This is a genomic window from Pseudomonas sp. OTU5201, from assembly GCF_038440135.1.
Taxonomy (GTDB): Bacteria; Pseudomonadota; Gammaproteobacteria; order Pseudomonadales; family Pseudomonadaceae; genus Metapseudomonas; species Metapseudomonas resinovorans.
Genome location: NZ_JASATC010000028.1, coordinates 20,614 through 46,481 on the forward strand (window position 1 = coordinate 20,614; position 25,868 = coordinate 46,481).

The following is a 25,868-nucleotide window of genomic DNA, read 5'->3' on the forward strand; positions in this document are numbered from 1 at the left end:
GATCTATCCGAACCGGCATCAGAACCAGTACAGATGATTCCGAAATACAGGATTCAGATAGGAAACCACGCAATCTGTATTTAAAAAATATACAGATCGTGAATCTGTATTGAGATTCTTCCGACGGACATCATGGTTCCACCCCGATCCACCACAGGGCATGAGGAACGCAATGATGAACGGCCTGAGCGATGTACGCCTGACTCTCCAAGCACGGGAACTGGAACAGGAGCAGCGCACCCCTGTCTCCCTGGCACCGGCCTGGTCAGGTAACCTCTGGAACTGCTTCTGGATGCGTCTGCATACCCGCCGCCAGCTGCTGGAGCTGGACGAGCACGCCCTGAAGGACATCGGCCTCAACCGCTCGCAGGCGCTGGAAGAGGCCCTGAAACCCTTCTGGAAGGTCTAGCCCCAACAAACGCCGGTCGCCGCCTCAGACGAGGCGGAAGCGACCGGTGTTCTGGCTCAGGGCCTGGCTGCCCTGCTGCAGTTGCACGGCAGCCACCTGTACCGACTGAGCCCCCTGCAGCAACAGGGTGGCGGCCTGGTCCACCTGCTGGATGCTGCCGCTCACTTCGTCCGCCGTGGCGGCCTGCTGCTCTGAAGCCGTGGCGATCTGGGCCAGGCGGTCGCTGACCCGCTGCACCGCCTCGGCGATGCCTGACAGGTCGGCCCCCATGGCCAGGACGTTACCCACATCCGCCGCGGCCTGGCCGAAAGCGGCCTCGATCTGTGCCACGGTCTCGCCCACCACCGCCTGCAGGGCATTGACCGTCTGGCCGATTTCGCTGGTGGAATCCTGGGTTCGCCGGGACAGGTTGCGCACCTCGTCGGCGACCACGGCAAACCCTCGCCCCTGCTCACCGGCCCGTGCTGCTTCGATGGCGGCGTTCAGCGCCAGCAGGTTGGTCTGTTCGGCGATGCCCTTGATCACATCCACCACCTGGTTGATCTGCTGCGTCTGGTCGCGCAGTTGCTGGAGCGCGGCGACGCTATTGCCCAGGTTGCTGCTGAGCTGGTTCATGCTGGCGCTGGTACGCGCACTGCGCTGGTTGCTCTGCATGGCGATCTCGCGGGTGTGCAGCGCATCGCGGGCGGCGTCCTCGCAGCTTTCCGCCACACTCTGGGCGGTAGCGGCCAACTGATTGGCCGCGGCGGCAATCTGGCTGACCTGACCCTGCTGCTGCTCCACCGACACCAGGGTGTCCCGCGCGTGGCTACTGAGCTGCTCGACCGTACCGCCCAACTGCTCGCTCTCGCGATTGACCCCCAGCAAGGATTCGCGCAACTGCGCCAGGGCGGCGTTCAGGGCTTCGGCGATGCCCGCCAGGTCATCGCGTCCATGGACTCGCGCCGAAACACGCAAATCGCCGCCGCGCAAGCCCTCCGCTGCCTCGGTGATGCTCGCAGTCCCCCGGCGGATCGACTGGTTCAGGCACAAGAGCATGTACAGCGCCAGTAGGGTCAGGACGGTGAACCCGCCAATAACTTCGGCCATGCTGCCCAGCGCTTGGTCACGGTACTCGCCCAGGCGTGACGCCATACGCGTAGCCAGCGCCTGTTGCAGGCTTTGCAAGCGTCCGTTCAAGCCGTCGGTCAGACTGACGAACTGGGCCGGCGTCAGGGTGAAGGGCGTCGATTCGAAGACCTGCTTGTCCACCTGGGCGAGGAAGTTGGCCATGCCCTCGTCCGCCGCGCCGAAGGGGCCTTCCAGGGCACTCATGTCGCCCGGCGCCTGCGCCAGGGCATTGCGGGCCTTGCGCAGCTGGCGAGCGGTTTCGCCCAGGGCGCGGCGCAAGTCGCGCAGGGCCACGCGGCTCTGCAGGGTGAAATGCTGCGCCACCAGGGCGCCGTGGCCGTTGCTGGCGAAGCTGCCAAGGGTCTCCTGCAGGCGCGGCTGCACGCTGGTCAGCTGGTCCATCATCAGGTAAGTGTCGAGCCAGGGATCGAGGATCAGCCCGGAATCGGTTGCGACTTGCTCGCGCAGGGCCTGGAGCACTTGCAACATACCCTGGTAGCGCTCCAGCGCATCCGGCAGCGCAAGGCCCAGTACGCTCTCCAGACGTACCTGGCCAGAGCGTCCCTGGAGCTCGTCGAACAGGACCTGGCTCTGACCCGCGATGCCTTCCACCTTGAACTGGGCGGTTACCTGCGCCAGCGTCTTGTCCAGTGCTTGAGCGCGCTGCTCCAGCAGCGGCCGGGCACTGTCATCGCCACCCTTCACGCGCGCCACCAGGAAGCGCTGGCTATCCAGTTCCTGCTGCACGGCAGACAGCGCTTCCACCACGCGCAGGCCACTCAGCTCGTTGTCCACCACGCCAAGGCGTTCACGGTAGTCGCTAACTATCACCGACAGGGCATAGCCCAGGGGCAAGATGAACAGGAGGAAGAGCAACTGGAACTTGCGGGCGAAACTGAAGCGCTCGAGTAGACGCACCCCTGGCGTGAGCAAAGCTGTCATCGCGACCCCTCGTCTGCTTCCGGTCATCCTTGCCAGGCGGGCGGCGAGCTCCCGGGCGAAGCGTCCGGCCATTCTTATGTGGTGGAAGCCTCCCCGGTCGGGGAGTCAGCCGCTGGAGAATAGTAGCTTTGTGCCACCCTACAGAAGGGGACGGTCCTGATCTCGACTCAGGATGTCGCCTGGCTGTATCAAGGCCAGGGTTTCCAGTCGCTGGATGGCTTGTCCAGGGGCCCCTGCAATCGCTGGAAACCTGGCTGCGCCTGAAGTTTGCGCAGGGCGCTGGCCAGACGCTGGTCCACGTGGGCACCACGGGGGTTGTCGGGCACCAACCAGCGCACTGGATACAGGCCGAAGTCCTGGGCGCGGAGCTGCTCGCGCAGGCCCAAGCGGTCGATCTCGTGTTCGGTCTCGTTTACGGCGAAGACGTAACCGTCGATGCGGCCGCGCACCAGCTTCTGCAGGCTGCTCTCGATGCTGTTGCCGGACAACGCCGGAAAGCCCAGCCAGGGAGCATGGGCGCGGTCGGTCTCGACCCGGTAGGGATAGGCCAGATTGCGCAGGGCTGGGCTCACGGTGGGCGCGGCGAGCTGTTCCTGCAATTCATCCGGGCGCCAGCTACGCCCCAGCAAGGGTTGCAGTTGCGCTTGCTGATCCGGCGCCAGGCCGCTTGCGGCGATCCGCTCGGCGCTCAGCACGTGCGCCGGATCGAGCAGCTGGGCGACACCGAGAGCATTGTCACGCCGGGTGAAGAGGCCGAAGCGCACCTGCCACAGGCGGCCCGAGCCATAGCGCAATCCAGCCGGCAAGCGTGGAAGACTGCCAAGAAAGGGCACCTGGAACTCGCATTGGCCGTTCTGCAACAGGTGGAAGGTGCGGGCGAAGGGGGTGATTTGCAGGTCGAATTCGATATCCGGCAATTGCTCGTCAAGGGCACGAAGCAAGTCGGGCAGCGGCCCAGTACCGTTCGCTTCGGCCAGCCCCGGCACCTCGGCAACTGCCACCCGCCACTGCTCTGCAGCCGCTGCGGCAGGGGCCCAGGCCAGGCACAAGCTGAAGCAAAGCAGCGGAAGTCGACGCATGTATCACCCGAGCGGAAGCGGTGCGCCTGAGTATAGGTGCGCGTCCTAGCGCAACAGACTGGCCATGCGCTGAATGGCGTCCTGCTGGGCCCCGACCAGGGCCAGGCCGCCTCCGGCGTCGAGGGAATCCAGCGGCGGCGTCAGTTTTCGGTAGGCGGCAAGCTGGTCGATGGCCGGCAACTGGGTGACCCGCCCCTCATCGCGCTGGGCGTGGTAAAGCCCCAGGTTCACCAGGTCGATCAGACCGAGCCGGCCACCGCTGTCGGCGTCCCAGCGCCTGGCTCCGCGCACGACCTCAATGTAGCCCTGGTCCACTGACCACTTCTGCAGCACGATCACGCCGAGCGACTGGCCGTACTCGCGGCAGAGCCGCGCATAGACCTCCGGGGTCGGCACCTGGCTGGCGTCCTTGAAGGCGGAAAGCACCGCCAGCTCGCCCACATCACAGAGCAGGCTGGCGAGCATCGCATGGTCCGGCGAAGAGAACCCCAGGGGACGCGCCAGTACCGCGCTGATGGCGGCCTGGCGGGTCAGTCGTCCCCAGACGCCGATGAACAGCTGCTTGTGGGCGGCACTGTGGAGGGTGAAAAGGCTCTTCAGGCTGTGCACCAGGGTGACGCGATCCACTTCCTGCAGACCGAGCATGCGGATCACATCTTCCAGGGTCTTGGGTGGCTGGCTGGAGCGGAACATGATGCTGGATGCGTGCTTCATCAACAGGGCGCTGAGGGCCGGGTCCTTGCTGATGACCTGCTTCAAGCGGGCCACGGTGACATTCGGGTCGGCCAGTGCGCGACGGATGTCCAGGGTGATCATTGGCAGGCTGGGCAGTTGCTCCTCGCCATTCATCAGTTGAGTGACCACCTTGCGGTAGATCGAATAGTCCGACTCTGCTGCGCTCAATCCGCTTCCCCCTGATTCGTGTGGCGGCAGTGTAGCCATGCCCGACCGCCACGCCCATGGGCGTCGAGAAATGATCGGACGACCTGTTCAGGGCAGCGTTACACCGTAGGGCCTGGCGAGCTTCGCCAAGCGACCATCGGCACGCATTTGCCGCATCACGCGGCCAATATCGTCGCGCAACTGGCGGTGGGATTCGTCCCTGGGCAGGGCAAAGTAGCCGATCTGGGTATCGATCACTGGGGTAAGGCGACGCACCTTGTCGGCGATGCCGAGTGCCTCGATGCGTGGCAGGGAATCGCGCTCGTTGCTCGCCGCCAGATCGACCCGATTCGCCATCAGCAGTTTGAAGGCCAACTCGACCGACGGCGCGACGTGCAGGTCGAGCTGCCCGCGCATGGCTTCAAAGCGTTCGCCGTAACTCCAGCCGTGGATGATGGCGATACGTTGCCCCATCAGGCTGGTCAGGCTGCCATCCCAGGACACTTCAGATTCGCTGCGGACATAGAAGACCACGCGGTCGCGGTAGAAACCCGGCTCGGCAAACTGGAAGCGGCGCTCCCGAGCCGCAGTGCGGTAAGGGCCGACCAGCACATCGGCACGTCCCTCCTCCACCAGCTTCTGCGCACGGGCCCAGGGATAGATCTCGAAGCGCACCTCATCGCCAAGTTCCCGGGCAATCGCGCGCATCACGTCCACTCCCAGCCCGCGGTGCTCCCCGTTCGGGTCGAGGACGTAGATTCCGGGGAACTCGGTGCCGACCGCAAGCAATTCACGGCCATTGGCGAAGGGGACCAGGCCCAGCACCCAGAGAATGACGCAGAGGGTGCGAAAACTCGGACGCATGCCCGCGGACCTCGGTCAGCTGCTATCCATGAGCCTAGTTGGGTCGACATCGCTTTTCATGTCCACCGGCGCTCGAGCCGAGTACCGACGGTGGATCGATGAAGCGTGATCCTGTGTCAGTTCGGGTCAGGCGGGCAGCTCACGCCAGGTGAGATAGACACGCAGGTCGAACTCAAGTTGATGGTAGCCGGGCAGCATGTGCTCGCAGAGTTGGTAGAAGGCCTTGGTGTGGTCGCGCTCCTTCAAGTGCGCCAGCTCGTGGACCAGGATCATCTGCAGGAACTCCGGGGCGGCTTCTCTGAACAGCGAGGCGACGCGGATTTCCTTCTTCGCCTTGAGCTTGCCGCCCTGCACCCGCGAGATGGCGGTATTCAGCCCCAGGGCCTTGTGCACGACGTCGAGCTTGTTGTCGTAGAGCACCTTGTCCGGCGCCGGGGCGTTGCGCAGGTGTTCCTGCTTCAGCGCCATGGCGTAGCTGTATAGCGCCTTGTCGCTCTGCACCTCGTGGCGGCCCGGATAGCGCCGCTCCAGGTAATCGCCCAGGCGGCCGGCGTCGATCATCTGCGCAACCTGATCCTGGAGGTTGGCTGGGTAGCCGCGGAGGTACTTGAGACTGGTCATGACAGAGCAAGCGGGGGATGGAAGGCGCGACAGTCTACCCGAGCCGGGCGAGATGCGAGCGCTTCCCGGACCAACCGGATGCACCTCGAAAAGTTCCCAAGGGCTTTGCGACACAGTTCAATTTCCCAACAAATTCCCCCTCGGGCCCGCCGCGGGTATCGCTGATAGCACCGAGCCAGAGCCTTCCAAAAAACCGGCGCGGCCATCAGAAGAAATTCCTTATCCATCAAGGCCAGTCATATCCGGCCGTTTTTCGCCGCTCACAGAAAAGCAATAGCGCAATACTGGCCAGCGTCGATTTAGACATTTTATTGACGCCAATATGTCGACAATTGGTGGCTGACAAAGGCACCTGTGCCTTCGTATAAAGCGCTCGCGAGACGGCCAAACGCCTTCGGACGAAACGGCGGGCAACTGCCACCTGCAACCTTCACTTTTGGTTCGAGCGACTTTGGCCGGAACACCGTCGTGTGACGTGGTCTCGCAGCGCCCGACCGGAAGATTCTTTCGAGAACTCCGCGATGATCGACCTCTCCACCTGGAACCTGACCCTTCCCGTAGGCGTACCCGCTGTCACCATCGAAACCCCGCTGCTGGTGGGCGGCTACCGGGACTATTACTTCCAGAACGACAGCTCCACCGTGCGCTTCTGGGTCCCGGTCAACGGCAGCACCACCGCCAACGCCATCTACCCGCGCAGCGAACTGCGCGAGACCTACGCCGACGGCAAGCTGCGCAACTGGACCTATCCCAGCGCCGACAACCTGCTCAGCGCCAACCTCGCCGTCAGCCAGGTACCCTCCACCGGCAAGCTGGTGATCGGCCAGATCCACGCCTACGGCAGCACCAGCCCCATGCTCAAGCTGGAGTACCAGTTCAAGACCAAGACGCAGACCGCCAACATCGTCGCCAAGGTACGCAACTCACCCGACGACGAAACCAGCGTGGTGATCCCGTTGCTCAGTGGTATCCCGCTCAACCAGCGCTTCAGCTACGTGATCGACCTGTCACCCAAGGGCCTGCTCAGCGTGATGGTCAACGGCAGCTTGTGGAGCCAGCAGCTCTCCACGACCTGGGCGCCGAAACCGCTGTACTTCAAGGCGGGGGTGTATGCACAGGACAACGAGGGGTATGAGACGGAAGCGGGAGCGGCGACCTTCTACAGCCTGAAGATCGAGCATCGGGCGCCTTGAGGACCCCGTAGCAGTCAGCTTGCTGGCGAACAGGTGCTATTCGCTGGCAAGCCAGCTCCTACAGGGAATGTGGTTTCCCGCAACGGACAAAGCCGATTTCATTCGCCAAGGCAGCGCGCCAGCGCCTTGCTATCCGTCAGCAGGCAAGGCTGATCGGCCAAGTAACTCCGATAAACCCTGAGCAGATCGCCTTCGCTGATCCGGCAATCGTCTGCCGGGCACTGACTGGCGAACTCGAAGCGCCCGGCGGGCGGGTCCGCCAGGCGGATCTTCAACGACGGCCAGCCAGAGGGCTTCGCCGCCGAAGGTGTGAACAGCCAGGCGCCCTTGCGCTGTACCAGGGCGCCGCCCGCCTCGGCGTAGTCGAAGACGAACATCAGCGTGCGCGAGGTCTTGGTGGTGCAGTCGGTGCGATCGAGGCATAGCTGCGGATCGCTGGAAACCGGCTCAGGCGGTGGCGCGGGAGCCGTCGGCGGCTGGCCGGCACAGCCTGCGAGCAGCAAGGCGAAACCCATCATCAGAGGCAGGCGCATCGGAAACTCCTGTTACCGGATACGAAAGAGCCCCGCATTGCGGGGCTCCTCGTGAAGGCGGTCGGGGGTCAGTTGACCTTCGCTACCAGCTCGCCCTTGGCGTAGCGCGCGAACATGCCATCCAGGGAGATCGGCTTGATCTTGGAGGCGTTGCCGGCGGTGCCGAAGGCTTCGTAACGGGCGATGCAGATGTCGCGCATGGCTTCGACAGTCTTGGCGAAGTACTTGCGCGGGTCGAACTCGGCCGGGTTCTGGGCCAGGAAGCGACGGATGGCACCCGTGGAAGCCAGACGCAGGTCGGTGTCGATGTTCACCTTGCGCACGCCGTACTTGATGCCTTCGACGATTTCTTCGACCGGCACGCCGTAGGTTTCCTTAATGTCGCCACCGAACTCGTTGATGATCGCCAGCCAGTCCTGCGGTACGGAGGACGAACCGTGCATCACCAGGTGGGTGTTGGGGATGCGCTTGTGGATTTCCTTGATGCGATCGATGGCGAGGATGTCACCGGTCGGCGGCTTGGTGAACTTGTAGGCGCCGTGGCTGGTGCCGATGGCGATGGCCAGGGCGTCCACCTGGGTCTTCTTGACGAAGTCAGCGGCCTCTTCCGGGTCGGTCAGCATCTGGCTGTGATCCAGGATGCCTTCGGCGCCAACGCCGTCTTCCTCGCCGGCCTGGCCGGTTTCCAGGGAGCCCAGGCAGCCCAGTTCGCCTTCCACGGACACGCCGCAGGCGTGGGCGAAGGCAACGGTCTGCTGGGTGACGCGGACGTTGTATTCGTAGTCGGACGGGGTCTTGCCGTCTTCACGCAGGGAGCCGTCCATCATCACGGAGGAGAAGCCCAGCTGAATGGAGCGCTGGCAGACGTCAGGGCTGGTGCCGTGGTCCTGGTGCATGCACACCGGGATGTGCGGGAATTCTTCGATGGCAGCCAGGATCAGGTGACGCAGGAAGGGCGCGCCGGCGTATTTGCGGGCACCGGCGGAAGCCTGCACGATCACCGGGGAGTCGGTCTTGTCGGCCGCTTCCATGATGGCGCGCATCTGTTCCAGGTTGTTGACGTTGAAAGCCGGTACGCCGTAGCCGAATTCGGCGGCGTGATCCAGCATCTGGCGCATGCTGATGAGTGCCATGGTGTTTCAGTCTCCCAAGTGGGTGGGCTGTCAAATTACAAAGCCTGCCGCAGGGGCAGGCCGGGTTCAAGTTCCCGGAGAGGAGCGGTCATCCGCTAACCCCGGGATGAATCAGAAACGGATCAAAGTGCCTTGCAGCCGCGACCGATCAGATCATCGGTAGCCACCCAGTAGACCAGGCCTTCGTCACCCTTGGTGTGGAAGGCCAGGTTGCCGTCGCTGTAGAGCGCGCCGGAGCCTGAGGGTTCCCGTTTCAAGCGATGGACGATATCGCCGCCGCCCAGGCGCAGATCGACACTCTCCTTGTCGGCGCCGGCAAAGCGCCAGAGGACCTCGGTCTGACTGTCGCAGACCCAGCGGGTCCAGTCGTCGCTGGGTGCCTGCTGGCTGGCACAACCGGCCAGCAGTGCGAAGCCCGCGAGGGCGAACCAACCTTTCATCCACGTCTCCTTGGGGATGGCTCCGGCCATCCGGGCACTGCGCCGTCACGGGCAATGCTGTTGTCCTTCGTTGCTCTCAGTGGGATCACCACTGCTTTGCGCCTCGACCCGCTGGTCGTCCTGATTGCTCGGGATTATCACCTGGGGCGGGCTCATCACTTCACAGGTGCTGGACGGCTTACCGCCGGAACAGCCGAGCAACCCAGCACCTAGAAACAGCAGAATCGCAGCGTAGCGCATGGCAGGCACTCCTTTTTGCATCCCCTTTCAAGGGACCACGGGTGCCAGCCATGGTTTAGGTCGTTTTACTTGGCGCGCTGCTCCAGAACCTCTACGGCCGGGAGCACTTTACCTTCAACGAACTCGAGGAATGCGCCACCGCCGGTGGAGATGTAGGAGATCTGCTCGTTCACGCCGTACTTGTCGATCGCCGCCAGCGTGTCGCCGCCGCCAGCGATGGAGAAGGCCGGGCTTTCGGCGATGGCCATGGCCAGGACCTTGGTGCCGTTGCCGAACTGGTCGAACTCGAACACACCCACCGGACCGTTCCAGAGGATGGTCTTCGAGGACTTCAGCAGCTCGGCGAACTGGGCGGCGGTTTGCGGGCCGATGTCCAGGATCATGTCGTCATCGGCAACATCGGCGATGGCCTTGACGGTAGCGGCGGCGCTTTCGGCGAACTCCTTGGCGACCACAACGTCCACCGGCAGCGGCACGCTGACCTTGGCGGCGATGGCCTTGGCAGTGTCGACCAGGTCAGCCTCGTACAGGGACTTGCCCACCTTGTAGCCCGCCGCGGCGAGGAAGGTGTTGGCAATGCCACCGCCGACGATCAGCTGATCACAGATCTGCGACAGGGAGTTCAGCACATCGAGCTTGGTGGACACCTTGGAGCCGGCAACGATGGCGGCCATCGGACGGGCCGGGTTGCCCAGGGCCTTGCCCAGTGCATCCAGCTCGGCAGCCAGCAGCGGGCCGGCAGCAGCAACCTTGGCGAACTTGGCCACGCCGTGGGTCGAACCCTCGGCGCGGTGGGCGGTACCGAAGGCGTCCATCACGAAGACGTCGCACAGGGCGGCGTATTGCTGGGCCAGCTCGTCGGCGTTCTTCTTCTCGCCCTTGTTGAAGCGCACGTTCTCGAACAGCACGACCTGGCCGGGCTGCACATCAACGCCACCGAGGTAGTCGGCCACCAGCGGCACTTCGCGACCGAGGGCCTTGCTCAGGTAGTCGGCGACTGGCTTGAGGCTGTTCTCTTCGGAGAACTCGCCTTCGGTGGGACGGCCCAGGTGGGAGCAGACCATTACCGCCGCGCCCTTCTCCAGTGCCAGCTTGATGGTCGGCAGGGAGGCGAGGATGCGCGCATCACTCTTCACGACGCCGTCCTTCACCGGCACGTTGAGATCCTCACGGATCAGTACGCGCTTACCCTGGAGGTCGAGGTCGGTCATTTTCAACACGGTCATGGGGTCAGTCCTTCACGGGGGCTGGTTGTTAACGAGAAACAGCGGAAACCCGCAGATAGTGGTCTGCGGTGTCGAGCATACGGTTGGCGAAACCCCATTCGTTGTCGAACCAGGCCAGCAGGTTGACCAGGCGCGGGCCGGACACGCGGGTCTGGCTGCCATCGACGATGGCGGAATGGGGATCGTGGTTGAAATCGCAGCTGGCGTGAGGCAACTCGGTGTAGGCCAGCAGGCCCTTCAGCGGGCCGCTTTCCGCGGCCTCGCGGAGCACCCGGTTGATCTCGGCGGCCGAGGTATCGCGGGCGGTCTGCAGGGTGATGTCCAGGCAGGACACATTCACCGTGGGCACGCGGATAGCCTTGGCCTGGATGCGCCCGGTCAGCTCCGGCAGCAGGCGCTCGATACCCCGGGCGAGCCCTGTGGATACCGGGATCACCGACTGGAAGGCGGAGCGGGTGCGGCGCAGGTCTTCGTGGTGATAGGCATCGATCACGGGCTGGTCGTTCATCGCCGAGTGGATGGTGGTAATGGAGACGTACTCCAGACCCACTGACTCGTTGAGAAGTTTCAGCAGCGGCACGCCGCAGTTGGTGGTGCAGGAGGCGTTGGACACCAGCTTTTCGGAGCCGGTCAGGCTGTCCTGGTTGACGCCGTAGACGATGGTGGCGTCGATGTCCGCCTCGCCGGCCATCGGCTGCGACAGCAGCACCCGGGGCGCGCCGGCAGCCAGGAAACGCTCGGCCTGCTGGCGATGGGTGTACTGGCCGGAGCATTCCAGCACCAGGTCCACGTCGAGGGCGGTCCAGTCGATGCCCTCCGGTTCGGCGCTGCGCAGCACCTTCACGCAGTTGCCGTTGATATGCAGGCAATCGCCATCCACACGCACTTCGCCGGGGAAGCGGCCGTGAGTGGAGTCGAAGCGGGTCAGGTACTCGATGCTGGCCTGGTCGGCCAGGTCGTTCAGCGCGACGATCTCGAAGCTCGCCTCGCCACTGCGCTCATGGAGCGCGCGCAGCACGCAACGGCCAATACGGCCGTAGCCGTTGAGGGCGACTTTGAAGGGGCGATTGCTGGGCATAGTGCGCTCGCAGGACCGGGAGGTAGGAAATCCTGTAGGAGCGAGCTTTGCTCGCGAACCCTGCGCGAAGCAAAAAAGCTTCGCGAGCAGAGCTCGCTCCTACGGACGGGTCAGACGTCCAGCAGTTCTTCGGCGGTGCCGACGATGTTGTCGACGGTGAAGCCAAAGTGCTCGAACAGCGCGGCGGCCGGGGCCGACTCACCGAAGCTGGTCATACCGATCACGCGACCTTCCAGGCCGACGTACTTGTACCAGAAGTCCGCATGGGCGGCCTCGATGGCGATGCGCGCGCCAACCTGCACCGGCAGTACGGCCTGCTTGTAGGCGGCGTCCTGCTGATCGAACAGGTTGGTGGACGGCATGGACACCACGCGCACTTTGCGGCCGGCGGCGGTCAGCTTGTCGAAGGCCTGGACGGCCAGACCGACTTCGGAACCGGTGGCGATCAGGATCAGCTCCGGCTCCCCAATGCTGTCCTTCAGCACATAGCCACCGCGGGCGATATCGGCGATCTGGCCGGCATCGCGCGTCTGGTGAGGCAGGTTCTGGCGGGAGAAGATCAGCGCGCTCGGGCCATCATTACGCTCGATGGCGGACTTCCAGGCCACGGCGGATTCCACCGCGTCGGCCGGACGCCAGGTGTTCAGGTTCGGGGTGCAGCGCAGGCTGGCGAGCTGCTCGACCGGCTGGTGGGTCGGACCGTCTTCGCCCAGACCGATGGAGTCGTGGGTGTAGACGAACAGCACGCGCTTCTTCATCAGCGCGGCCATGCGCACGGCGTTGCAGGCGTACTCCATGAACACCAGGAAGGTGGCGCCGTAAGGAATGAAGCCGCCGTGCAGGGCGATGCCGTTCATGATGGCGCTCATGCCGAACTCGCGAACGCCGTAGAACAGGTAGTTGCCGGAGGCATCCTCAGCGGACACGCCCTTGCAGCCTTTCCACAGGGTCAGGTTGGAGCCGGCCAGGTCAGCCGAGCCACCGAGGAATTCCGGCAGCAGCGGACCAAAGGCATTCAGGGCGTTCTGGCTGGCCTTGCGGCTGGCGATGGTTTCGCCCTTGGCGGCAACTTCAGCGATGTAGGCATCGGCCTTGGCGGAGAAGTCAGCCGGCAGCTGGCCCTTGATGCGGCGCTGGAACTCGGCAGCCAGTTCCGGATGAGCGGCGGCGTAGGCGGCGAAACGCTCGTTCCACGCGGCCTCGCGGGCGGCACCGGCAGCCTTGGCGTCCCACTCGGCGTAGATGTCGGCCGGGACTTCGAAGGGTGCATGGTTCCAGCCCAGCGCAGCGCGGGTCAGGGCGATTTCGTCGTTGCCCAGCGGCGCACCGTGGCACTCTTCCTTGCCCTGCTTGTTCGGCGAACCGAAGCCGATCACGGTCTTGCAGCAGATCAGGGTCGGACGGTCGCTGGACTTGCGCGCGGTCTCGATGGCGGTCTTGATCTCGTCGGCGTCATGGCCGTCGACGTTGCGGATCACCTGCCAGCCGTAGGCTTCGAAGCGCTTCGGGGTATCGTCGGTGAACCAGCCATGGACTTCGCCATCGATGGAAATGCCGTTGTCGTCGTAGAACGCGACCAGCTTGCCCAGGCCCAGGGTACCGGCCAGGGCACAGACTTCGTGGGAAATGCCTTCCATCATGCAGCCATCGCCGAGGAACACGTAGGTGTTGTGGTCGACGATATTGTGGCCGTCACGGTTGAACTGGGCAGCCAGGGTCTTTTCGGCGATGGCAAAACCCACGGCGTTGGCGATGCCCTGTCCCAGCGGACCGGTGGTGGTCTCGACGCCGGCGGTGTAGCCATATTCCGGGTGACCCGGCGTACGACTGCCGAGCTGGCGGAAGTTTTTCAGGTCTTCGATGGTGAGGTCGTAGCCGGTCAGGTGCAGCAGCGAGTAGTTCAGCATCGAGCCGTGACCGTTGGACAGCACGAAACGGTCGCGGTTGGGCCATTCGGGGTTGTTCGGGTTGTGCTGCAGGTAATCCCGCCAGAGCACTTCGGCGATATCGGCCATTCCCATGGGGGCGCCGGGGTGGCCGCTGTTGGCTTTCTGCACCGCATCCATGCTCAGGGCACGAATGGCATTGGCACGCTCACGACGGCTGGGCATCGCTTATCTCCTGCAGGTCTGAATAGACGGCTAATCGAAAAAAGGCCGCTATTTTCGCCCAGCCAGCAGGTCGCGGGCAATCACAGATGGTCGCAGTTCGCCGGTCAGTTACGCGAAAGCCCCTCGGCAGCCGCAAGGCAGGGCGCCTGGAACAGCTCTCCGTGCCAGAGTCCGGTCAGTGTCCGCGCCATCACTTGCAGCCAGATCAGTGCCAATCCGAGGGCCAGCGTCGCGCCCACCGGACCGAAGAAGTCCATTCCGGTACGCCGCTGGAGCTCGAAGGTAGCCAGGGTGAAAACCGCCAGCGGGAAGGTGAAACCCCACCAGCCGAGGTTGAATCGCATGTCCTGGCGCAAGTGGCGTCGGGTGCAGAAGAGCGCCATCACCAGCCACCAGCACGCAGCGCCCCAGAGCAGCAGGCCGCCGAGCAAACCGACATCGCGGGCGAGTTCCGCCACGCCCGCCAGCGCGGTGCCGGCAAAAGCGGCGGGCATCGCCTTGCCCAGGCTCAGCAGCCCCAGGCAGCCCGTGGCCAACGGGCCGACCGGCAGCCAACTGGTCGCGGCAAACTCGCTGCCCGGCAGTTTGTGCAGAGCCAGGCGCAACAGCACCAGCGTGATAAGGGAGAAGGCCAGGCTCAGGGAGACGCCCCAGAGCAGGTAGCCGACCAGCAGCACCTGCCGCGCCGCTTCCGGGGCAAGGTGCGGCGCCAGCACCCCGGCTGCAGCAGCAGCCACTTCCGGTGCGACGATGGGCAGCAGCCACACCGCCGTGAGCTTCTCCAGGGCGTGTTCCTGACGTGTAAACATCAGATAGGGCACCAGCAGCGCCGCCCCCAGCGCCAGCATCACATCCAGCCACCACAACCCATGAGCGAGGGCGAGCGCCCCATCGCCCCAGCGCGGCACGCCGAACAGCACCAGGCCGTTGGTCAGGGTTGCCAGCCCCATGGGAATGGCGCCGAGGAACATTGACTGCACCGGGTGCGACAGCATCGGCCGCAGCGTGTCGGGATACAGCAGGAAGCGGGCAATGAACAGAAGGGCGAAGCCGCCAAAGAGCACGGCATTGAACAACCACAAGCCTTCCGCCAGCTGCGCCTCGAATGCCCCGCCCCCGGGTAATGCGGCCACCACCAGCGCCAGCGCGCCGGTGCCCATGGTCATGGCGAACCAACTGGGCGTGAACTGACGAACGAAGGCCAAGGGCTCCGCGAGACGGGTAAAGGGGCGTGGCATCGTGGACTCCGGTCGGGTGATCCCGCAGCGGGAAAGACGGAGCCAGACTAGGTCGCGCTGTGCTATATGAAAACTACATATTCAGTATCTATCACATGCCTTTTATTTATGAACCTACACCACCTCAAGGTCTTCCTTGCCGTCGCCGAGAGCGGCAGCATCAGTGCCGGTGCCAGCCACCTGTTCATTAGTCAGCCGGCGGTAACCCGGGAAATCCGCGATCTGGAAGCCAGCATCGGCCTGCCCCTGTTCGACCGCCGGCCGCGCGGGGTGAGCCTGACGGAAGGCGGCCGGCGCCTGCTGCAGTACGCCCAGCGCATCTTCGCCCTGGAAGCGGCCGCCGAGCGCGACCTGCGTGACTTCGCCAGCCTCGATGACGGTGAGCTGCGCCTCGGCGCCAGCGCCACCCTGGGCAGCTACCTGCTGCCGGAACTGATCGAACGCTTCCACCAGGTGCATCCGTCCGTGGCGGTGGACCTCGCCGTCAGCAATACACGCGAAGTGGCAGCACAGCTGGAGGATGGCCGCATCAGCCTGGGCTTCGTGGAGGGCGCCTTCGATGACAAGGCCTTTGCCAGCCACCTACTGGACCGTGACCGCCTGCTTCCGGTTGCCGGACCGGCGCACCCGCTGGCGGGACGCAGTGAACTCGATGCACGAGACCTCGCCGGACAGCCCCACTACCTGCGCGAACAGGGCTCGGCCACGCGCGCCAGCGTCGAGCAGGCCTACCGTGAGCGCGGCATCGAATTGCGCCCGCGCATGTCCATCGGCAGCACGGAAGCGCTCAAAAGGCTGGTACAGGACGGCCACGGCATTGCCTGGCTGTCGCCGCACATGGTTCGCGAGGAGCTGGCCAGCGGTCGCCTGGTCCGCCTGGAGGTGGCGAATCTGCGCATCGAGCGCACGCTTCATGCCATCTGGCGGCCGAAGCAGAACCTGAGCCCCGCCCCGGCCGCCTTCCTCGACCTGGTGCGCCAGGCCGGCTAACCGCCGATCACCCAATATCAAAACTTTTTGATATTGGCATTGCGACACCCGGGGTCGGGGGCTAGACTGCGCCCCCTATGAGCCTGCGCGTACCCCAGATCCGTCATGACGACAGCGACGAGCTGGCCGCCCTGTGCAAGGCCGGCGGCGATCCGCTGCGCCTGAACGTGCTGCGGGTACTGGCCAACGACTCGTTCGGCGTGCTGGAGCTGGCACAGATCTTCGCCACCGGCCAATCAGGCATGAGCCATCACCTCAAGGTGCTGGCGCAGGCGGGGTTGGTGGCGACCCGACGCGAAGGCAATGCGATTTTCTACCGTCGCGCCCTGGCGCAGAACGAGCGGGTCGGCGGCATGTTGCACGCAGCCCTGCTGGCCGAGGTAGACGAACTGGAGCTACCGGCCGAAATCGCTGGACGCATCACCGAGGTGCACGCCCAGCGCGAAGCGGTGAGTCGCGACTTCTTCGCCCGTGCGGCGGAAAAATTCCAGGCGCAGCAAGACCTGATCGCAGGATTGCCGCAATACCGTGACAGCGTGCTGGCATTGCTCGACGCACTGAGTTTCGAATCCGGCGCCACGGCGCTGGAGGTCGGGCCTGGAGACGGCGGCTTCCTGCCGGACCTGGCACGGCGTTTCCGCCAGGTCACGGCGCTGGACAACAGCCCGGCCATGCTGGAACTGGCGCGGATGCGCTGCAGCGAAAAAGGCCTCGGCAACGTCGAACTGCGACTGGCCGATGCCCTGAATGACGAGCAGGCGGCCGCCGACTGCGTGGTGCTGAACATGGTCCTGCACCACTTCGCGGCACCGGCCGATGCGATGAAACAATTGGCCCAGCGGGTGCAGCCAGGTGGCGCGCTGCTGGTAACCGAGTTGTGCAGCCACAACCAGAGTTGGGCCAGGGAGGCCTGCGGCGATCTATGGTTGGGCTTCGAACAGGACGACCTGGCCCGTTGGGCCAATGCCGCGGGGCTCACGCCCGGCGAGAGCCTCTACATTGGCTTGCGAAACGGCTTTCAGATTCAGGTTCGGCACTTCGCCAAACCGGACTCACGAAGCGAACTCACCCACCGGTAACGAATAGGAAAACCGATAGATGAGCGAATACTCCCTGTTTACCTCCGAATCCGTGTCCGAAGGCCATCCGGACAAGATCGCCGACCAGATTTCCGATGCCGTCCTCGACGCCATCATCGCCCAGGACAAGCACGCCCGCGTTGCCTGCGAAACCCTGGTCAAGACCGGCGTTGCGATCATCGCCGGTGAAGTCACCACCTCTGCCTGGGTCGACCTGGAAGAGCTGGTGCGCAAGGTCATCATCGACATCGGCTACGACAGCTCCGACGTCGGCTTCGACGGCGCCACCTGCGGCATCCTGAACATCATTGGCAAGCAGTCCCCCGACATCAACCAGGGTGTCGACCGCTCCAAGCCTGAAGACCAGGGCGCCGGTGACCAGGGCCTGATGTTCGGCTACGCCAGCAACGAAACCGACGTGCTGATGCCCGCCCCGATCTGCTTCTCCCACCGTCTGGTGGAGCGTCAGGCCGAAGCCCGCAAGTCCGGCCTGCTGCCGTGGCTGCGCCCGGATGCCAAGAGCCAGGTCACCTGCCGCTACGAGAACGGCAAGGTCGTCGGCATCGACGCCATTGTGTTGTCCACCCAGCACAACCCCGACGTGAAGTACTCCGACCTGCGCGAAGGCGTGATGGAGCTGATCGTCAAGCACGTGCTGCCGGCCGAACTGCTGCACAAGGACACCCAGTTCCACATCAACCCGACCGGCAACTTCGTGATCGGCGGCCCGGTGGGCGACTGCGGCCTGACCGGTCGCAAGATCATCGTCGACTCCTACGGCGGCATGGCCCGTCACGGCGGCGGCGCGTTCTCCGGCAAGGACCCGTCCAAGGTTGACCGTTCCGCTGCCTACGCCGGCCGTTACGTGGCCAAGAACATCGTCGCCGCCGGTCTGGCCGAGCGTTGCGAGATCCAGGTGTCCTACGCCATCGGCGTGGCCCTGCCGACCTCCATCTCGATCAACACCTTCGGCACCGGCAAGATCAGCGACGACAAGATCGTCCAGCTGGTTCGCGAGCACTTCGACCTGCGTCCGTACGCGATCACCAAGATGCTCGACCTGCTGCACCCGATGTACCAGCCGACCGCGGCCTACGGCCACTTCGGCCGCAATCCCTATGAGATGACCTACGGTGACGACACCTTCACCGCGTTCACCTGGGAAAAAACCGACAAGGCCGACGCCCTGCGCATTGCCGCTGGCCTCTAAGCCCTGACCGATCGGCAAAGAGCCCCGCCTGGTGCGGGGCTTTTTGTTGGGCGCTTCACAGCGCTGCGCTTTCCCCCACAACGAACCGCGCCTGGACGGACACGCAATTCAGCTCCCGCCGGCAAGCACCCTGCCTAGACTGGCCGCCTCCCCCACGAGCACGGAGGCTCGCCATGAAAACCTGGGTGTTTCTTCCCTTCCTCCTGCCTTGCCTCGCCCTGGCCGCCGCTTGCCCGGACTGGCCAAGCGAACGCGCCAGCACCGAACTCGCCGCCCTCGACAAGCGCATCGCCGACTGGGACGTCCAGTACCACCGCGAGGGCCGTTCGCCGGTGGACGACGAGCTCTACGACCAGAGCCGCGCACGCCTGGACCTGCTGCGCGACTGCTTTCCCGCCGAAGCGCCGCCGATCCGCGCCCCCCTTGCCGGCGCTTCAGGCAGGGTCCGCCACCCGGTGTCCCAGACCGGCCTGGACAAGCTGCGGGACATCGACGAACTGCGCCGCTGGATGGGCCAGCGCCGCGACCTGTGGGTCCAGCCCAAGGTGGATGGCGTGGCCGTCACCCTGGTGTACCGCCAGGGGCGGCTGGCGCAGGCCATCAGCCGGGGCGACGGCGACCACGGGCAGGACTGGACCGACAAGGCACGGCGCATCGCCGCTATTCCGGCGCAGCTAGCCGGCATCGGCAATGGCGTATTGCAGGGCGAACTCTACTGGCGACTGGACGCTCACGTGCAGGCGGAACATGGCGGTCAAGGCGCGCGCGGAAAAGTGGCCGGGCTGCTCAATCGACGCGAACTGGAAGATCGCGACGCCCGCGGCATCGGCCTCTTCGTCTGGGACTGGCCAGACGGCCCCGCGCAGATGGGCAAGCGCCTGCAAGGCCTGGGGGCAATGGGGTTCGAAGAGGCCATCGAACTCACCCGCCCCGTCGCCAGCACCGAGGACATCGCGGCCTGGCGCGAACGCTGGTATCGCTCGCCGCTGCCGTTCGCCAGCGACGGCATCGTCATTCGCCAGGGCACGCGACCGGCGGCGCGACGGTGGAAGCCGCAACCGCCGCACTGGGCGGTGGCCTGGAAATACCCGTTCACCAGGGCCCTGGCGGAAGTCCGCGCGGTGGAATTCAAGGTGGGTCGCACCGGTCGGGTCACGCCACTGCTGAAGCTGGCGCCGGTCGAACTGGATGGCCGGCGTATCCAGCGCGTCGGGCTGGGCTCCCTGAAACGCTGGCGAGCACTGGACGTCCGCCCCGGCGACCAGGTGGCCATCGCCCTGGCCGGCCTGACGATTCCACAGCTGGATTCCGTGGTGCTGCGTGCCGCCGAGCGTCCCCAGGTGCAAGCGCCCGCGGCTGGCCAGTATCACGCCCTCAGTTGCTTTCGCCCGGAACCTGACTGCCACGAGCAATTCCTTTCGCGCCTGGAATGGCTGGGCGGCCGCAAGGGGCTGGACTTGCAAGGAATGGGGCGCGGCACCTGGGCCCGCCTGCAACTGAGCGGGCTGCTGGACTGGCTGGACCTCGACGTGGCGGCACTGGAAGCCAGACCTGGCATCGGCGCACTACGCGCCAGCGCACTGGCACAGCGCTTCGACGATGCCCGCGCAAGGCCGTTCGCGCGGTGGCTGGCCGCATTGGGCCTGCCGCCCACGGGCGGAGTACGGCTGGAGGGCAACTGGGCAACGCTCAGCAGCAGGAACGCACGAGACTGGCAAACGCGCGAAGGCCTGGGGACGATCAAGGCTGCCAGGCTGGAGGCCTTCTTTCAGCATCCGGACGTTAAGGCGCTGGCAGAGCGGCTCCGGAGCGCCGGGGTAGACGGATTCTCCGCGACTCAGTAAGCGCGGAATTCCTTGTGGCAGGCCTCGCAGCTGTCTTCCACCTTCTGCACCAGGGGCGCCATGCCCTGGGCGGTCAGCGGGCGGGCCTGGGCTGCACTGGCGAGCTGGCCGGTGCTGGCTTCCAGCTCGCGCACGAGCGTCTGGAAACGCTCCTCGCGTTGCCAGACCTCATCGCGGGCAGCGCTGTCGGCATCGCCTTCCTGTACCTGTGGAAAATGCTGCCAGGGCTGACGGGAGAGCTGATCCAGCTTGGTCGCGCCAGTGGCGAAGCGCTGCTCGTCGAAACTGATGCGGCCACGCAGCATGCCGCCGAGGTCTTCGCTGGTACGCAGCATGTCCTTGAAGATCGCCTGGCGCTTGCCCAGCGGCGAATTGGGGTCCACGCCTCCGCAGGCGGCAAGGCCGAGGCAGGCGGTGACAACGATCAGAAGCGTCTTGGCATTCATCGGCAGGATCACGGGTAGGGCTGACGGCGGGCGACAGTATCCCCACCTGTCCGGCAAATACCAAGCCTGGCGACAGTTTGTCGCAGATCAATGAAGAGACGACCCAGCCCGCACCAGCCGGCGATTCCAGCCAGAATGGCGCCCCCGCGACTGGAGGAAAAACCGATGAACAGACGCTTTATCCTACCCGTGGCGTCCCGCGCCGAGCTGCAGGCAGCCGAGCAGGCACTGCCGCGGCGAAGGTCGGGGTGACCTCGAAGGCGTTGAGCTGGGCGTTGTGAGCGCGCTTGCGCCAACCGTCGAGGCTGGCGAGAAAACTGCGTGGCTCGTGGTTCTGGCGCAGGCCGAAATCGCCCCCGGTGAACTTGGCCGTGGCGGTGGAGAGATATGGCAGGAACAGGGCGATCAGTACGCACCAGCAGGCAAGGGTCATGGCGGCTCCGCGCAGTAAGGGACAGGCGTGCCAGCCTCCCCCGTCGCGCCATCGCCAGCCATGGCCGACCCGCCCGAGCGAAACGCGCCCGGGCCAATGCACGACTATTCCTTGAACTGGTCCTTGATGAAGGTGATCTCGGTCTTGCCATGCGGCGCAGGCAGGCCGTCTTCACCGATGTTCACGAACACCATCTTGTCGATCGTCAGGATGCTCTTGCGGGTGATCTTGTTGCGCACCTCGCAACACAGGGTTATGGACGTGCGACCGAATTCGGTGGCGGTGATGCCTAGCTCGATGATGTCGCTCTGGCGCGCCGAACTGACGAAATTGATCTCGGAGATGAACTTGGTGACCACGCGCTGATTGCCGAGCTGGATGATGGCGTAGATAGCCGCTTCTTCGTCTATCCACTTCAGCAGGCTACCGCCGAACAGGGTGCCGTTGGGGTTGAGGTCTTCGGGCTTGATCCATTTGCGCGTATGGAAATTCATGCAGCGTCCTCCTTGTGTGAGATGGGATGAATCATGAACGCGCGGCCGCGAGTTGTCGCAACAAGGGTTTCAATGGCTGCGATAGGCCCCCGTCCGGGCGACGGAAAACCTTGGGCTTGCCCGCCAGCACCGCTATAATCCGCAGGTTTTTTCAAACGACCGGCACAGCCCGGTCGTTCCCGCCTCCCTTCCGAGGGGCGCTGCAGCAAGTGGTGCCTGCTTCGAATCAGGCTCCGCCTGTCAGGCTCGGAAGGGGCGTAGACCCGGTCGGCACCCCGTCGATCGACAAACGCATCAACGGCGCCCATTCGCACACTACGAATGGAGACTCACGCATGAGCGCTGTCATGACGCCTGCCGATTTCAACGACTACAAGGTCGCCGACATTTCTCTGGCCGCCTGGGGCCGCCGCGAGCTGATCATCGCCGAATCCGAAATGCCGGCCCTGATGGCCCTGCGCCGCAAGTACGCTGGCCAGCAGCCGCTCAAAGGCGCGAAGATCCTCGGCTGCATCCACATGACCATCCAGACCGGCGTGCTGATCGAAACCCTGACCGCCCTGGGCGCTGAAGTACGCTGGTCCTCCTGCAACATCTTCTCCACCCAGGACCAGGCCGCTGCCGCCATCGCCGCCGCCGGTATCCCGGTGTTCGCCTGGAAGGGCGAGACCGAGGAGGAGTACGAGTGGTGCATCGAGCAGACCATCCTCAAGGACGGCCAGCCGTGGGACGCCAACATGGTGCTCGACGACGGCGGTGACCTGACCGAGATCCTGCATAAGAAATACCCGGCGATGCTGGAGAAGATCCACGGCATCACCGAAGAAACCACCACCGGCGTGCACCGTCTGCTCGACATGCTCAAGGCCGGCACCCTGAAAGTCCCGGCGATCAACGTCAACGACTCGGTGACCAAGAGCAAGAACGACAACAAGTACGGCTGCCGCCACAGCCTGAACGACGCCATCAAGCGCGGCACCGACCACCTGCTGTCCGGCAAGCAGGCGCTGGTGATCGGCTATGGCGACGTGGGCAAGGGCTCAGCCCAGTCCCTGCGTCAGGAAGGCATGATCGTGAAGGTCTCCGAAGTCGACCCGATCTGCGCCATGCAGGCCTGCATGGACGGCTTCGAAGTGGTTTCGCCCTACAAGAACGGCCTCAACGACGGCACCGAAGCCAGCGTCGATGCTGCGCTGCTGGGCAAGATCGACCTGATCGTCACCACCACCGGTAACGTCAACGTCTGCGACGCCAACATGCTCAAGGCCCTGAAGAAGCGCGCCGTGGTGTGCAACATCGGCCACTTCGACAACGAGATCGACACCGCCTTCATGCGCAAGACCTGGGCCTGGGAAGAAGTGAAGCCGCAGGTGCACAAGATCCACCGCACCGGCAACAACGGCTTCGACCCGCTCAACGACGACTACCTGATCCTGCTGGCCGAAGGCCGCCTGGTGAACCTGGGCAACGCCACCGGTCACCCGAGCCGGATCATGGACGGTTCCTTCGCCAACCAGGTGCTGGCACAGATCCACCTCTTCGAGCAGAAGTTCGCCGACCTGTCAGCCGCCGACAAGGCCACGCGCCTGACCGTCGAAGTGCTGCCGAAGAAGCTGGACGAAGAAGTGGCTCTGGAGATGGTCAAAGGCTTCGGTGGCGTGGTCACCCAGCTGACCAAGCAGCAGGCCGACTATATCGGCGTGACCGTGGAAGGCCCCTTCAAGCCGGACACCTACCGCTACTAAGAGCCATGGGCAGCAAGCTGCGTGGAAGGTGCTTCCCGCAGCTTGAGGTCTGCCACTGAAGGAAGTCTTCAATGTCCCAAGAACGCCGTTACAGCTTCGAGTTCTTCCCTGCCAAGACCGAAGCCGGGCATGAAAAACTCATGGCCACTGCCCGCAACCTGGCCAACTACCAACCGGATTTCTTCTCCTGCACTTACGGTGCCGGCGGCTCCACCCGCGACCGCACCCTGCAGACCGTGCTGCAGCTGGACGGTGAGGTGAAGGTGCCCACCGCGCCGCACCTGTCCTGCGTCGGTGACAGCAAGGCCGAACTGCGCGCCCTGCTGGCCTACTACAAGGACGCTGGCATCCAGCGCATCGTCGCCCTGCGTGGCGACTTGCCGTCGGGCATGGGCATGGCCAGCGGCGAGCTGCGCTTCGCCAACGAACTGGTTGAGTTCATCCGCGCGGAAACCGGTGACCACTTCCACATCGAAGTCGCCGCCTACCCGGAAGTTCACCCGCAGGCGCGCAGCTACGAGTCCGACCTCGCCAACTTCGTGCGCAAGGTCAAGGCCGGCGCCAGCAGCGCGATCACCCAGTACTTCTTCAATGCCGACAGCTACTTCTACTTCGTCGAGCGCGTGCGCAAGCTGGGCGTGGACATCCCGGTAGTCCCAGGCATCATGCCGATCACCAACTACAGCAAGCTGGCCCGTTTCTCCGACGCCTGCGGCGCGGAGATCCCGCGCTGGATACGCAAGCAACTGGAGGCCTACGCCGATGACACGCAGAGCATCCAGGCCTTCGGCGAGCAGGTGATCACCGAGATGTGTGAACAGCTCCTCCAGGGCGGTGCTCCCGGCCTGCACTTCTACACCCTGAACCAGGCCGAACCGAGCCTGGCAATCTGGAAGAACCTCAATCTGCCGCGTTGAGTTCCTTTTAGAGGACAAGAAGGCCGGGCGTTGTCCCGGCCTTTTTCTTTTCCGCATCTGCATGGCCGTGTAGGAGCGAGCGCCGACTCAGCCCGGAACGCCACATCCGTCTTTCATCCTGCTTATCGGGATAATTCCGGGTTACGCGCGACCAGCGCCTACCGGAGCAGCCTTTCCGGGCTCCCGCCTGTGCCTCGTCGCCAACCGCACCGTCGCCATCCTCACCTTTGGCTATGGGCATAAGGATTATCGCCGTCCCCTTACCTAGGATGCCCCCGCAACTACCTGCTCGGCGACCTGCCCGGCAGCGCGCGCGTCGGCAAGCAGGTGGTGAGCTGGGGCGAAAGCACCTTCATCGCCAACGGCATTAACGCCATCAACCCGACCGACGCCGCCGCGTTCCGCCGCCCTGGGCCTGACCGAGAACCTCTCGGTGGAAGCCTTCTACCAGCTGGAGTGGGACAAGACCGCCTGAACCTGGTGGCCGAAGTGGGCTTCAGCCATACAACGGCAAAGCGTGGTCGCCGAATGCCGCTTCAATACGGATACTGTCCGCGCTGCGCGCCGAGCAGTGGTTGCAAAACAATCCGGGCACCGTCCACACGACACGCGAACGCATCAAGCAGCAGTTGCGTGGCGCTTTCTACCCGCAACAGGACGGCTGGAAACGAGAGGTACTGAGTCAGGCACGCGAGGTGCTGGACCGGACCCTGGCCGGGTTGGCCAGTCCGCTGGATTGAAGACGGCTGTATCCGCCTGCGCGATTCGGTCGCGAAGGCGGTCACAGCTTCGCCTCTTTGACCCTTGGCGCACTACCCACAGCGCTTGCGGCCACGTAATCTGGCCACATGCCATTACTCAGCATGCTCCTCCTCACCCTGCTCGCCAGCCTCGGCTCAGCCGTCCAGGCCGCGCCCCTGCGCATCGTCAGCGAGCCCTGGGCACCCTATATCTACGAGGAGAACGGCCAGCCGCGCGGCTTGGACTACGAGGCCAGCGCCATCGTATTTCGGCGTCTGGGAATCGAGGTGCAATGGAGTCTGATGCCCTGGAAGCGCTGTCTGGTGGAGCTGGAGAGCGGATCGGCCGACGCGGTGCTGGATATTTTCCAGAACCGGGAGCGCGAGAAGCGGATGGCCTTTCCCCGTGAGCCGTTGTCGCAAGTGGAATTCGTGCTGTTCTGCGCCCGGCAACGGCCCTATCCCTTCCAGCGCCTGGCCGATCTTCAGGGTCTGAAGGTGGGTGTCTCCCCCGGCTACTGGTACGCCGACCAGGCCTTCCGCACCTCGCCGCTGTTCATCCGCGAGCCGGCGCCCACCCACGAGGCCAACCTCGGTAAGCTGGTGCGCGACCGGGTCGACCTGGTGGTGAACGACCGCCGGGCAGGACAATTCCTGCTCCGCCAGATGGGGCTCGAAAACCAGGTCGGTCAGCACGCCCAAGTGATCAGCCGCGACCACCTGTACCTCGCATTCCGCCGTCTGCCGCGCCTGGAAGGCCTGGCCGAACGCTTCGGCGAAGCGCTGCGGCGCTTAAAGCGGGAACCCGAATATGCACAGCTGGTAGCGCGCTACCAAGAGCCCGGTGGAGACATCTCCGGTAACCGTTGAG

General features: G+C 64.6%; 25 protein-coding genes, 2 pseudogenes and 1 riboswitch. Of the genes and pseudogenes, 11 read left to right on the forward strand and 16 right to left on the reverse strand.

All coding sequences use genetic code 11. The features are described from left to right. Positions 1 to 175 precede the first annotated feature (175 nt). The gene (locus AAHM40_RS17700; protein ID WP_342245856.1) at positions 176 to 409 is read left to right on the forward strand and encodes a DUF1127 domain-containing protein; all 234 of its coding nucleotides are present in this window, start codon (positions 176 to 178) and stop codon (positions 407 to 409) included. A gap of 24 nt (positions 410 to 433) precedes the next feature. Here the strand turns inward: AAHM40_RS17700 and AAHM40_RS17705 are convergent, their stop codons facing one another. The 5 genes from AAHM40_RS17705 to AAHM40_RS17725 all read right to left on the reverse strand — a co-directional run bounded on the left by AAHM40_RS17705 (position 434) and on the right by AAHM40_RS17725 (position 5,907). After that, a complete protein-coding gene (locus AAHM40_RS17705) occupies positions 434 to 2,533 on the reverse strand; it encodes a methyl-accepting chemotaxis protein (protein WP_446731587.1) in 2,100 nt (699 codons plus the stop codon). A gap of 116 nt (positions 2,534 to 2,649) precedes the next feature. Next, entirely contained in the window at positions 2,650 to 3,540 is an 891-nt protein-coding gene (locus AAHM40_RS17710) for a hypothetical protein (protein WP_342245813.1), read from the reverse strand. A 45-nt stretch (positions 3,541 to 3,585) separates the two neighbouring features. Beyond that, complete coding sequence (locus AAHM40_RS17715; RefSeq protein ID WP_342245814.1) at positions 3,586 to 4,443, reverse strand: HDOD domain-containing protein; 858 nt, start codon at positions 4,441 to 4,443, stop codon at positions 3,586 to 3,588. An 87-nt stretch (positions 4,444 to 4,530) separates the two neighbouring features. After that, complete coding sequence (locus AAHM40_RS17720; protein WP_342245815.1) at positions 4,531 to 5,286, reverse strand: substrate-binding periplasmic protein; 756 nt, start codon at positions 5,284 to 5,286, stop codon at positions 4,531 to 4,533. A gap of 126 nt (positions 5,287 to 5,412) precedes the next feature. After that, positions 5,413 to 5,907: a M48 family metallopeptidase gene (locus AAHM40_RS17725; protein WP_342245816.1), complete on the reverse strand. Its 495-nt coding sequence runs from the start codon at positions 5,905 to 5,907 to the stop codon at positions 5,413 to 5,415. A 521-nt stretch (positions 5,908 to 6,428) separates the two neighbouring features. On the opposite strand from AAHM40_RS17725, the gene AAHM40_RS17730 reads away from it, so the two are divergent. After that, positions 6,429 to 7,100 (forward strand): polysaccharide lyase family 7 protein, encoded by a 672-nt coding sequence (locus AAHM40_RS17730; protein WP_342245817.1) that lies wholly within the window; start codon positions 6,429 to 6,431, stop codon positions 7,098 to 7,100. 98 nt (positions 7,101 to 7,198) lie between these two features. On the opposite strand, the gene AAHM40_RS17735 is transcribed toward AAHM40_RS17730, so the two are convergent. The 8 genes from AAHM40_RS17735 to AAHM40_RS17770 all read right to left on the reverse strand — a co-directional run bounded on the left by AAHM40_RS17735 (position 7,199) and on the right by AAHM40_RS17770 (position 15,099). Further along, a complete protein-coding gene (locus AAHM40_RS17735; RefSeq protein WP_342245818.1) occupies positions 7,199 to 7,633 on the reverse strand; it encodes a hypothetical protein in 435 nt (144 codons plus the stop codon). A gap of 68 nt (positions 7,634 to 7,701) precedes the next feature. After that, positions 7,702 to 8,766 carry a class II fructose-bisphosphate aldolase gene (gene fba / locus AAHM40_RS17740; protein WP_280283671.1) on the reverse strand — a complete coding sequence of 355 codons (1,065 nt, stop codon included), beginning with the start codon at positions 8,764 to 8,766 and terminating at the stop codon, positions 7,702 to 7,704. Positions 8,767 to 8,888: 122 nt separating this feature from the next. Beyond that, the gene (locus AAHM40_RS17745; RefSeq protein WP_342245819.1) at positions 8,889 to 9,206 is read right to left on the reverse strand and encodes an MliC family protein; all 318 of its coding nucleotides are present in this window, start codon (positions 9,204 to 9,206) and stop codon (positions 8,889 to 8,891) included. Positions 9,207 to 9,251: 45 nt separating this feature from the next. Beyond that, a complete protein-coding gene (locus tag AAHM40_RS17750) occupies positions 9,252 to 9,446 on the reverse strand; it encodes a hypothetical protein (protein WP_028629585.1) in 195 nt (64 codons plus the stop codon). Between the two features lie 65 nt (positions 9,447 to 9,511). Next, positions 9,512 to 10,672 carry a phosphoglycerate kinase gene (locus AAHM40_RS17755; RefSeq protein WP_342245820.1) on the reverse strand — a complete coding sequence of 387 codons (1,161 nt, stop codon included), beginning with the start codon at positions 10,670 to 10,672 and terminating at the stop codon, positions 9,512 to 9,514. A 28-nt stretch (positions 10,673 to 10,700) separates the two neighbouring features. Further along, complete coding sequence (epd, locus tag AAHM40_RS17760) at positions 10,701 to 11,750, reverse strand: erythrose-4-phosphate dehydrogenase (RefSeq protein WP_342245821.1); 1,050 nt, start codon at positions 11,748 to 11,750, stop codon at positions 10,701 to 10,703. A gap of 110 nt (positions 11,751 to 11,860) precedes the next feature. Beyond that, a complete protein-coding gene (gene tkt, locus AAHM40_RS17765; protein WP_342245822.1) occupies positions 11,861 to 13,861 on the reverse strand; it encodes a transketolase in 2,001 nt (666 codons plus the stop codon). Positions 13,862 to 13,965: 104 nt separating this feature from the next. Then, entirely contained in the window at positions 13,966 to 15,099 is a 1,134-nt protein-coding gene (locus tag AAHM40_RS17770) for a TDT family transporter (RefSeq protein ID WP_342245823.1), read from the reverse strand. A gap of 108 nt (positions 15,100 to 15,207) precedes the next feature. On the opposite strand from AAHM40_RS17770, the gene AAHM40_RS17775 reads away from it, so the two are divergent. The 4 genes from AAHM40_RS17775 (at position 15,208) to ligB (ending at position 20,222) form a co-directional block, all read left to right on the forward strand. Next, positions 15,208 to 16,089 (forward strand): LysR family transcriptional regulator, encoded by an 882-nt coding sequence (locus tag AAHM40_RS17775; protein ID WP_342245824.1) that lies wholly within the window; start codon positions 15,208 to 15,210, stop codon positions 16,087 to 16,089. Between the two features lie 77 nt (positions 16,090 to 16,166). After that, complete coding sequence (locus AAHM40_RS17780; protein ID WP_342245825.1) at positions 16,167 to 17,168, forward strand: ArsR/SmtB family transcription factor; 1,002 nt, start codon at positions 16,167 to 16,169, stop codon at positions 17,166 to 17,168. Positions 17,169 to 17,187: 19 nt separating this feature from the next. Continuing rightward, positions 17,188 to 18,378 (forward strand): methionine adenosyltransferase, encoded by a 1,191-nt coding sequence (metK, locus tag AAHM40_RS17785; protein WP_280283680.1) that lies wholly within the window; start codon positions 17,188 to 17,190, stop codon positions 18,376 to 18,378. Between the two features lie 173 nt (positions 18,379 to 18,551). Continuing rightward, positions 18,552 to 20,222 carry an NAD-dependent DNA ligase LigB gene (ligB, locus tag AAHM40_RS17790; RefSeq protein WP_342245826.1) on the forward strand — a complete coding sequence of 557 codons (1,671 nt, stop codon included), beginning with the start codon at positions 18,552 to 18,554 and terminating at the stop codon, positions 20,220 to 20,222. Here ligB and AAHM40_RS17795 read toward each other — a convergent pair. The 3 genes and pseudogenes from AAHM40_RS17795 to AAHM40_RS17805 form a co-directional block, all read right to left on the reverse strand. Next, entirely contained in the window at positions 20,216 to 20,668 is a 453-nt protein-coding gene (locus AAHM40_RS17795) for a c-type cytochrome (protein WP_342245827.1), read from the reverse strand. The two genes, ligB and AAHM40_RS17795, sit on opposite strands and share 7 nt — an antisense overlap. Positions 20,669 to 20,894: 226 nt before the next feature. Continuing rightward, positions 20,895 to 21,101 (reverse strand): annotated as a pseudogene (locus tag AAHM40_RS17800) (MAPEG family protein); the annotation flags it as partial. Positions 21,102 to 21,205: 104 nt separating this feature from the next. Continuing rightward, positions 21,206 to 21,595, reverse strand: a complete 390-nt coding sequence (locus AAHM40_RS17805; protein ID WP_028629575.1) for an acyl-CoA thioesterase — start codon at positions 21,593 to 21,595, stop codon at positions 21,206 to 21,208. 186 nt (positions 21,596 to 21,781) lie between these two features. Continuing rightward, positions 21,782 to 21,908: riboswitch (S-adenosyl-L-homocysteine riboswitch) on the forward strand. Positions 21,909 to 21,930: 22 nt separating this feature from the next. Here AAHM40_RS17805 and ahcY point away from each other — a divergent pair. The 5 genes and pseudogenes from ahcY (at position 21,931) to AAHM40_RS17830 (ending at position 25,867) form a co-directional block, all read left to right on the forward strand. Then, on the forward strand, positions 21,931 to 23,340 hold the full coding sequence (gene ahcY / locus AAHM40_RS17810; protein ID WP_342245828.1) for an adenosylhomocysteinase: 1,410 nt from the start codon (positions 21,931 to 21,933) through the stop codon (positions 23,338 to 23,340). A gap of 71 nt (positions 23,341 to 23,411) precedes the next feature. After that, positions 23,412 to 24,257: a methylenetetrahydrofolate reductase [NAD(P)H] gene (gene metF / locus AAHM40_RS17815; RefSeq protein WP_342245829.1), complete on the forward strand. Its 846-nt coding sequence runs from the start codon at positions 23,412 to 23,414 to the stop codon at positions 24,255 to 24,257. Positions 24,258 to 24,542: 285 nt separating this feature from the next. Continuing rightward, positions 24,543 to 24,732, forward strand: a pseudogene (locus AAHM40_RS17820) (DUF1302 family protein). Positions 24,733 to 24,805: 73 nt separating this feature from the next. Next, positions 24,806 to 24,997, forward strand: a complete 192-nt coding sequence (locus AAHM40_RS17825; RefSeq protein WP_446731588.1) for a DUF2817 domain-containing protein — start codon at positions 24,806 to 24,808, stop codon at positions 24,995 to 24,997. 108 nt (positions 24,998 to 25,105) lie between these two features. Further along, positions 25,106 to 25,867, forward strand: coding sequence for a substrate-binding periplasmic protein (locus AAHM40_RS17830; RefSeq protein ID WP_342245831.1), 762 nt, complete (start codon positions 25,106 to 25,108; stop codon positions 25,865 to 25,867). Position 25,868: the final 1 nt, after the last annotated feature.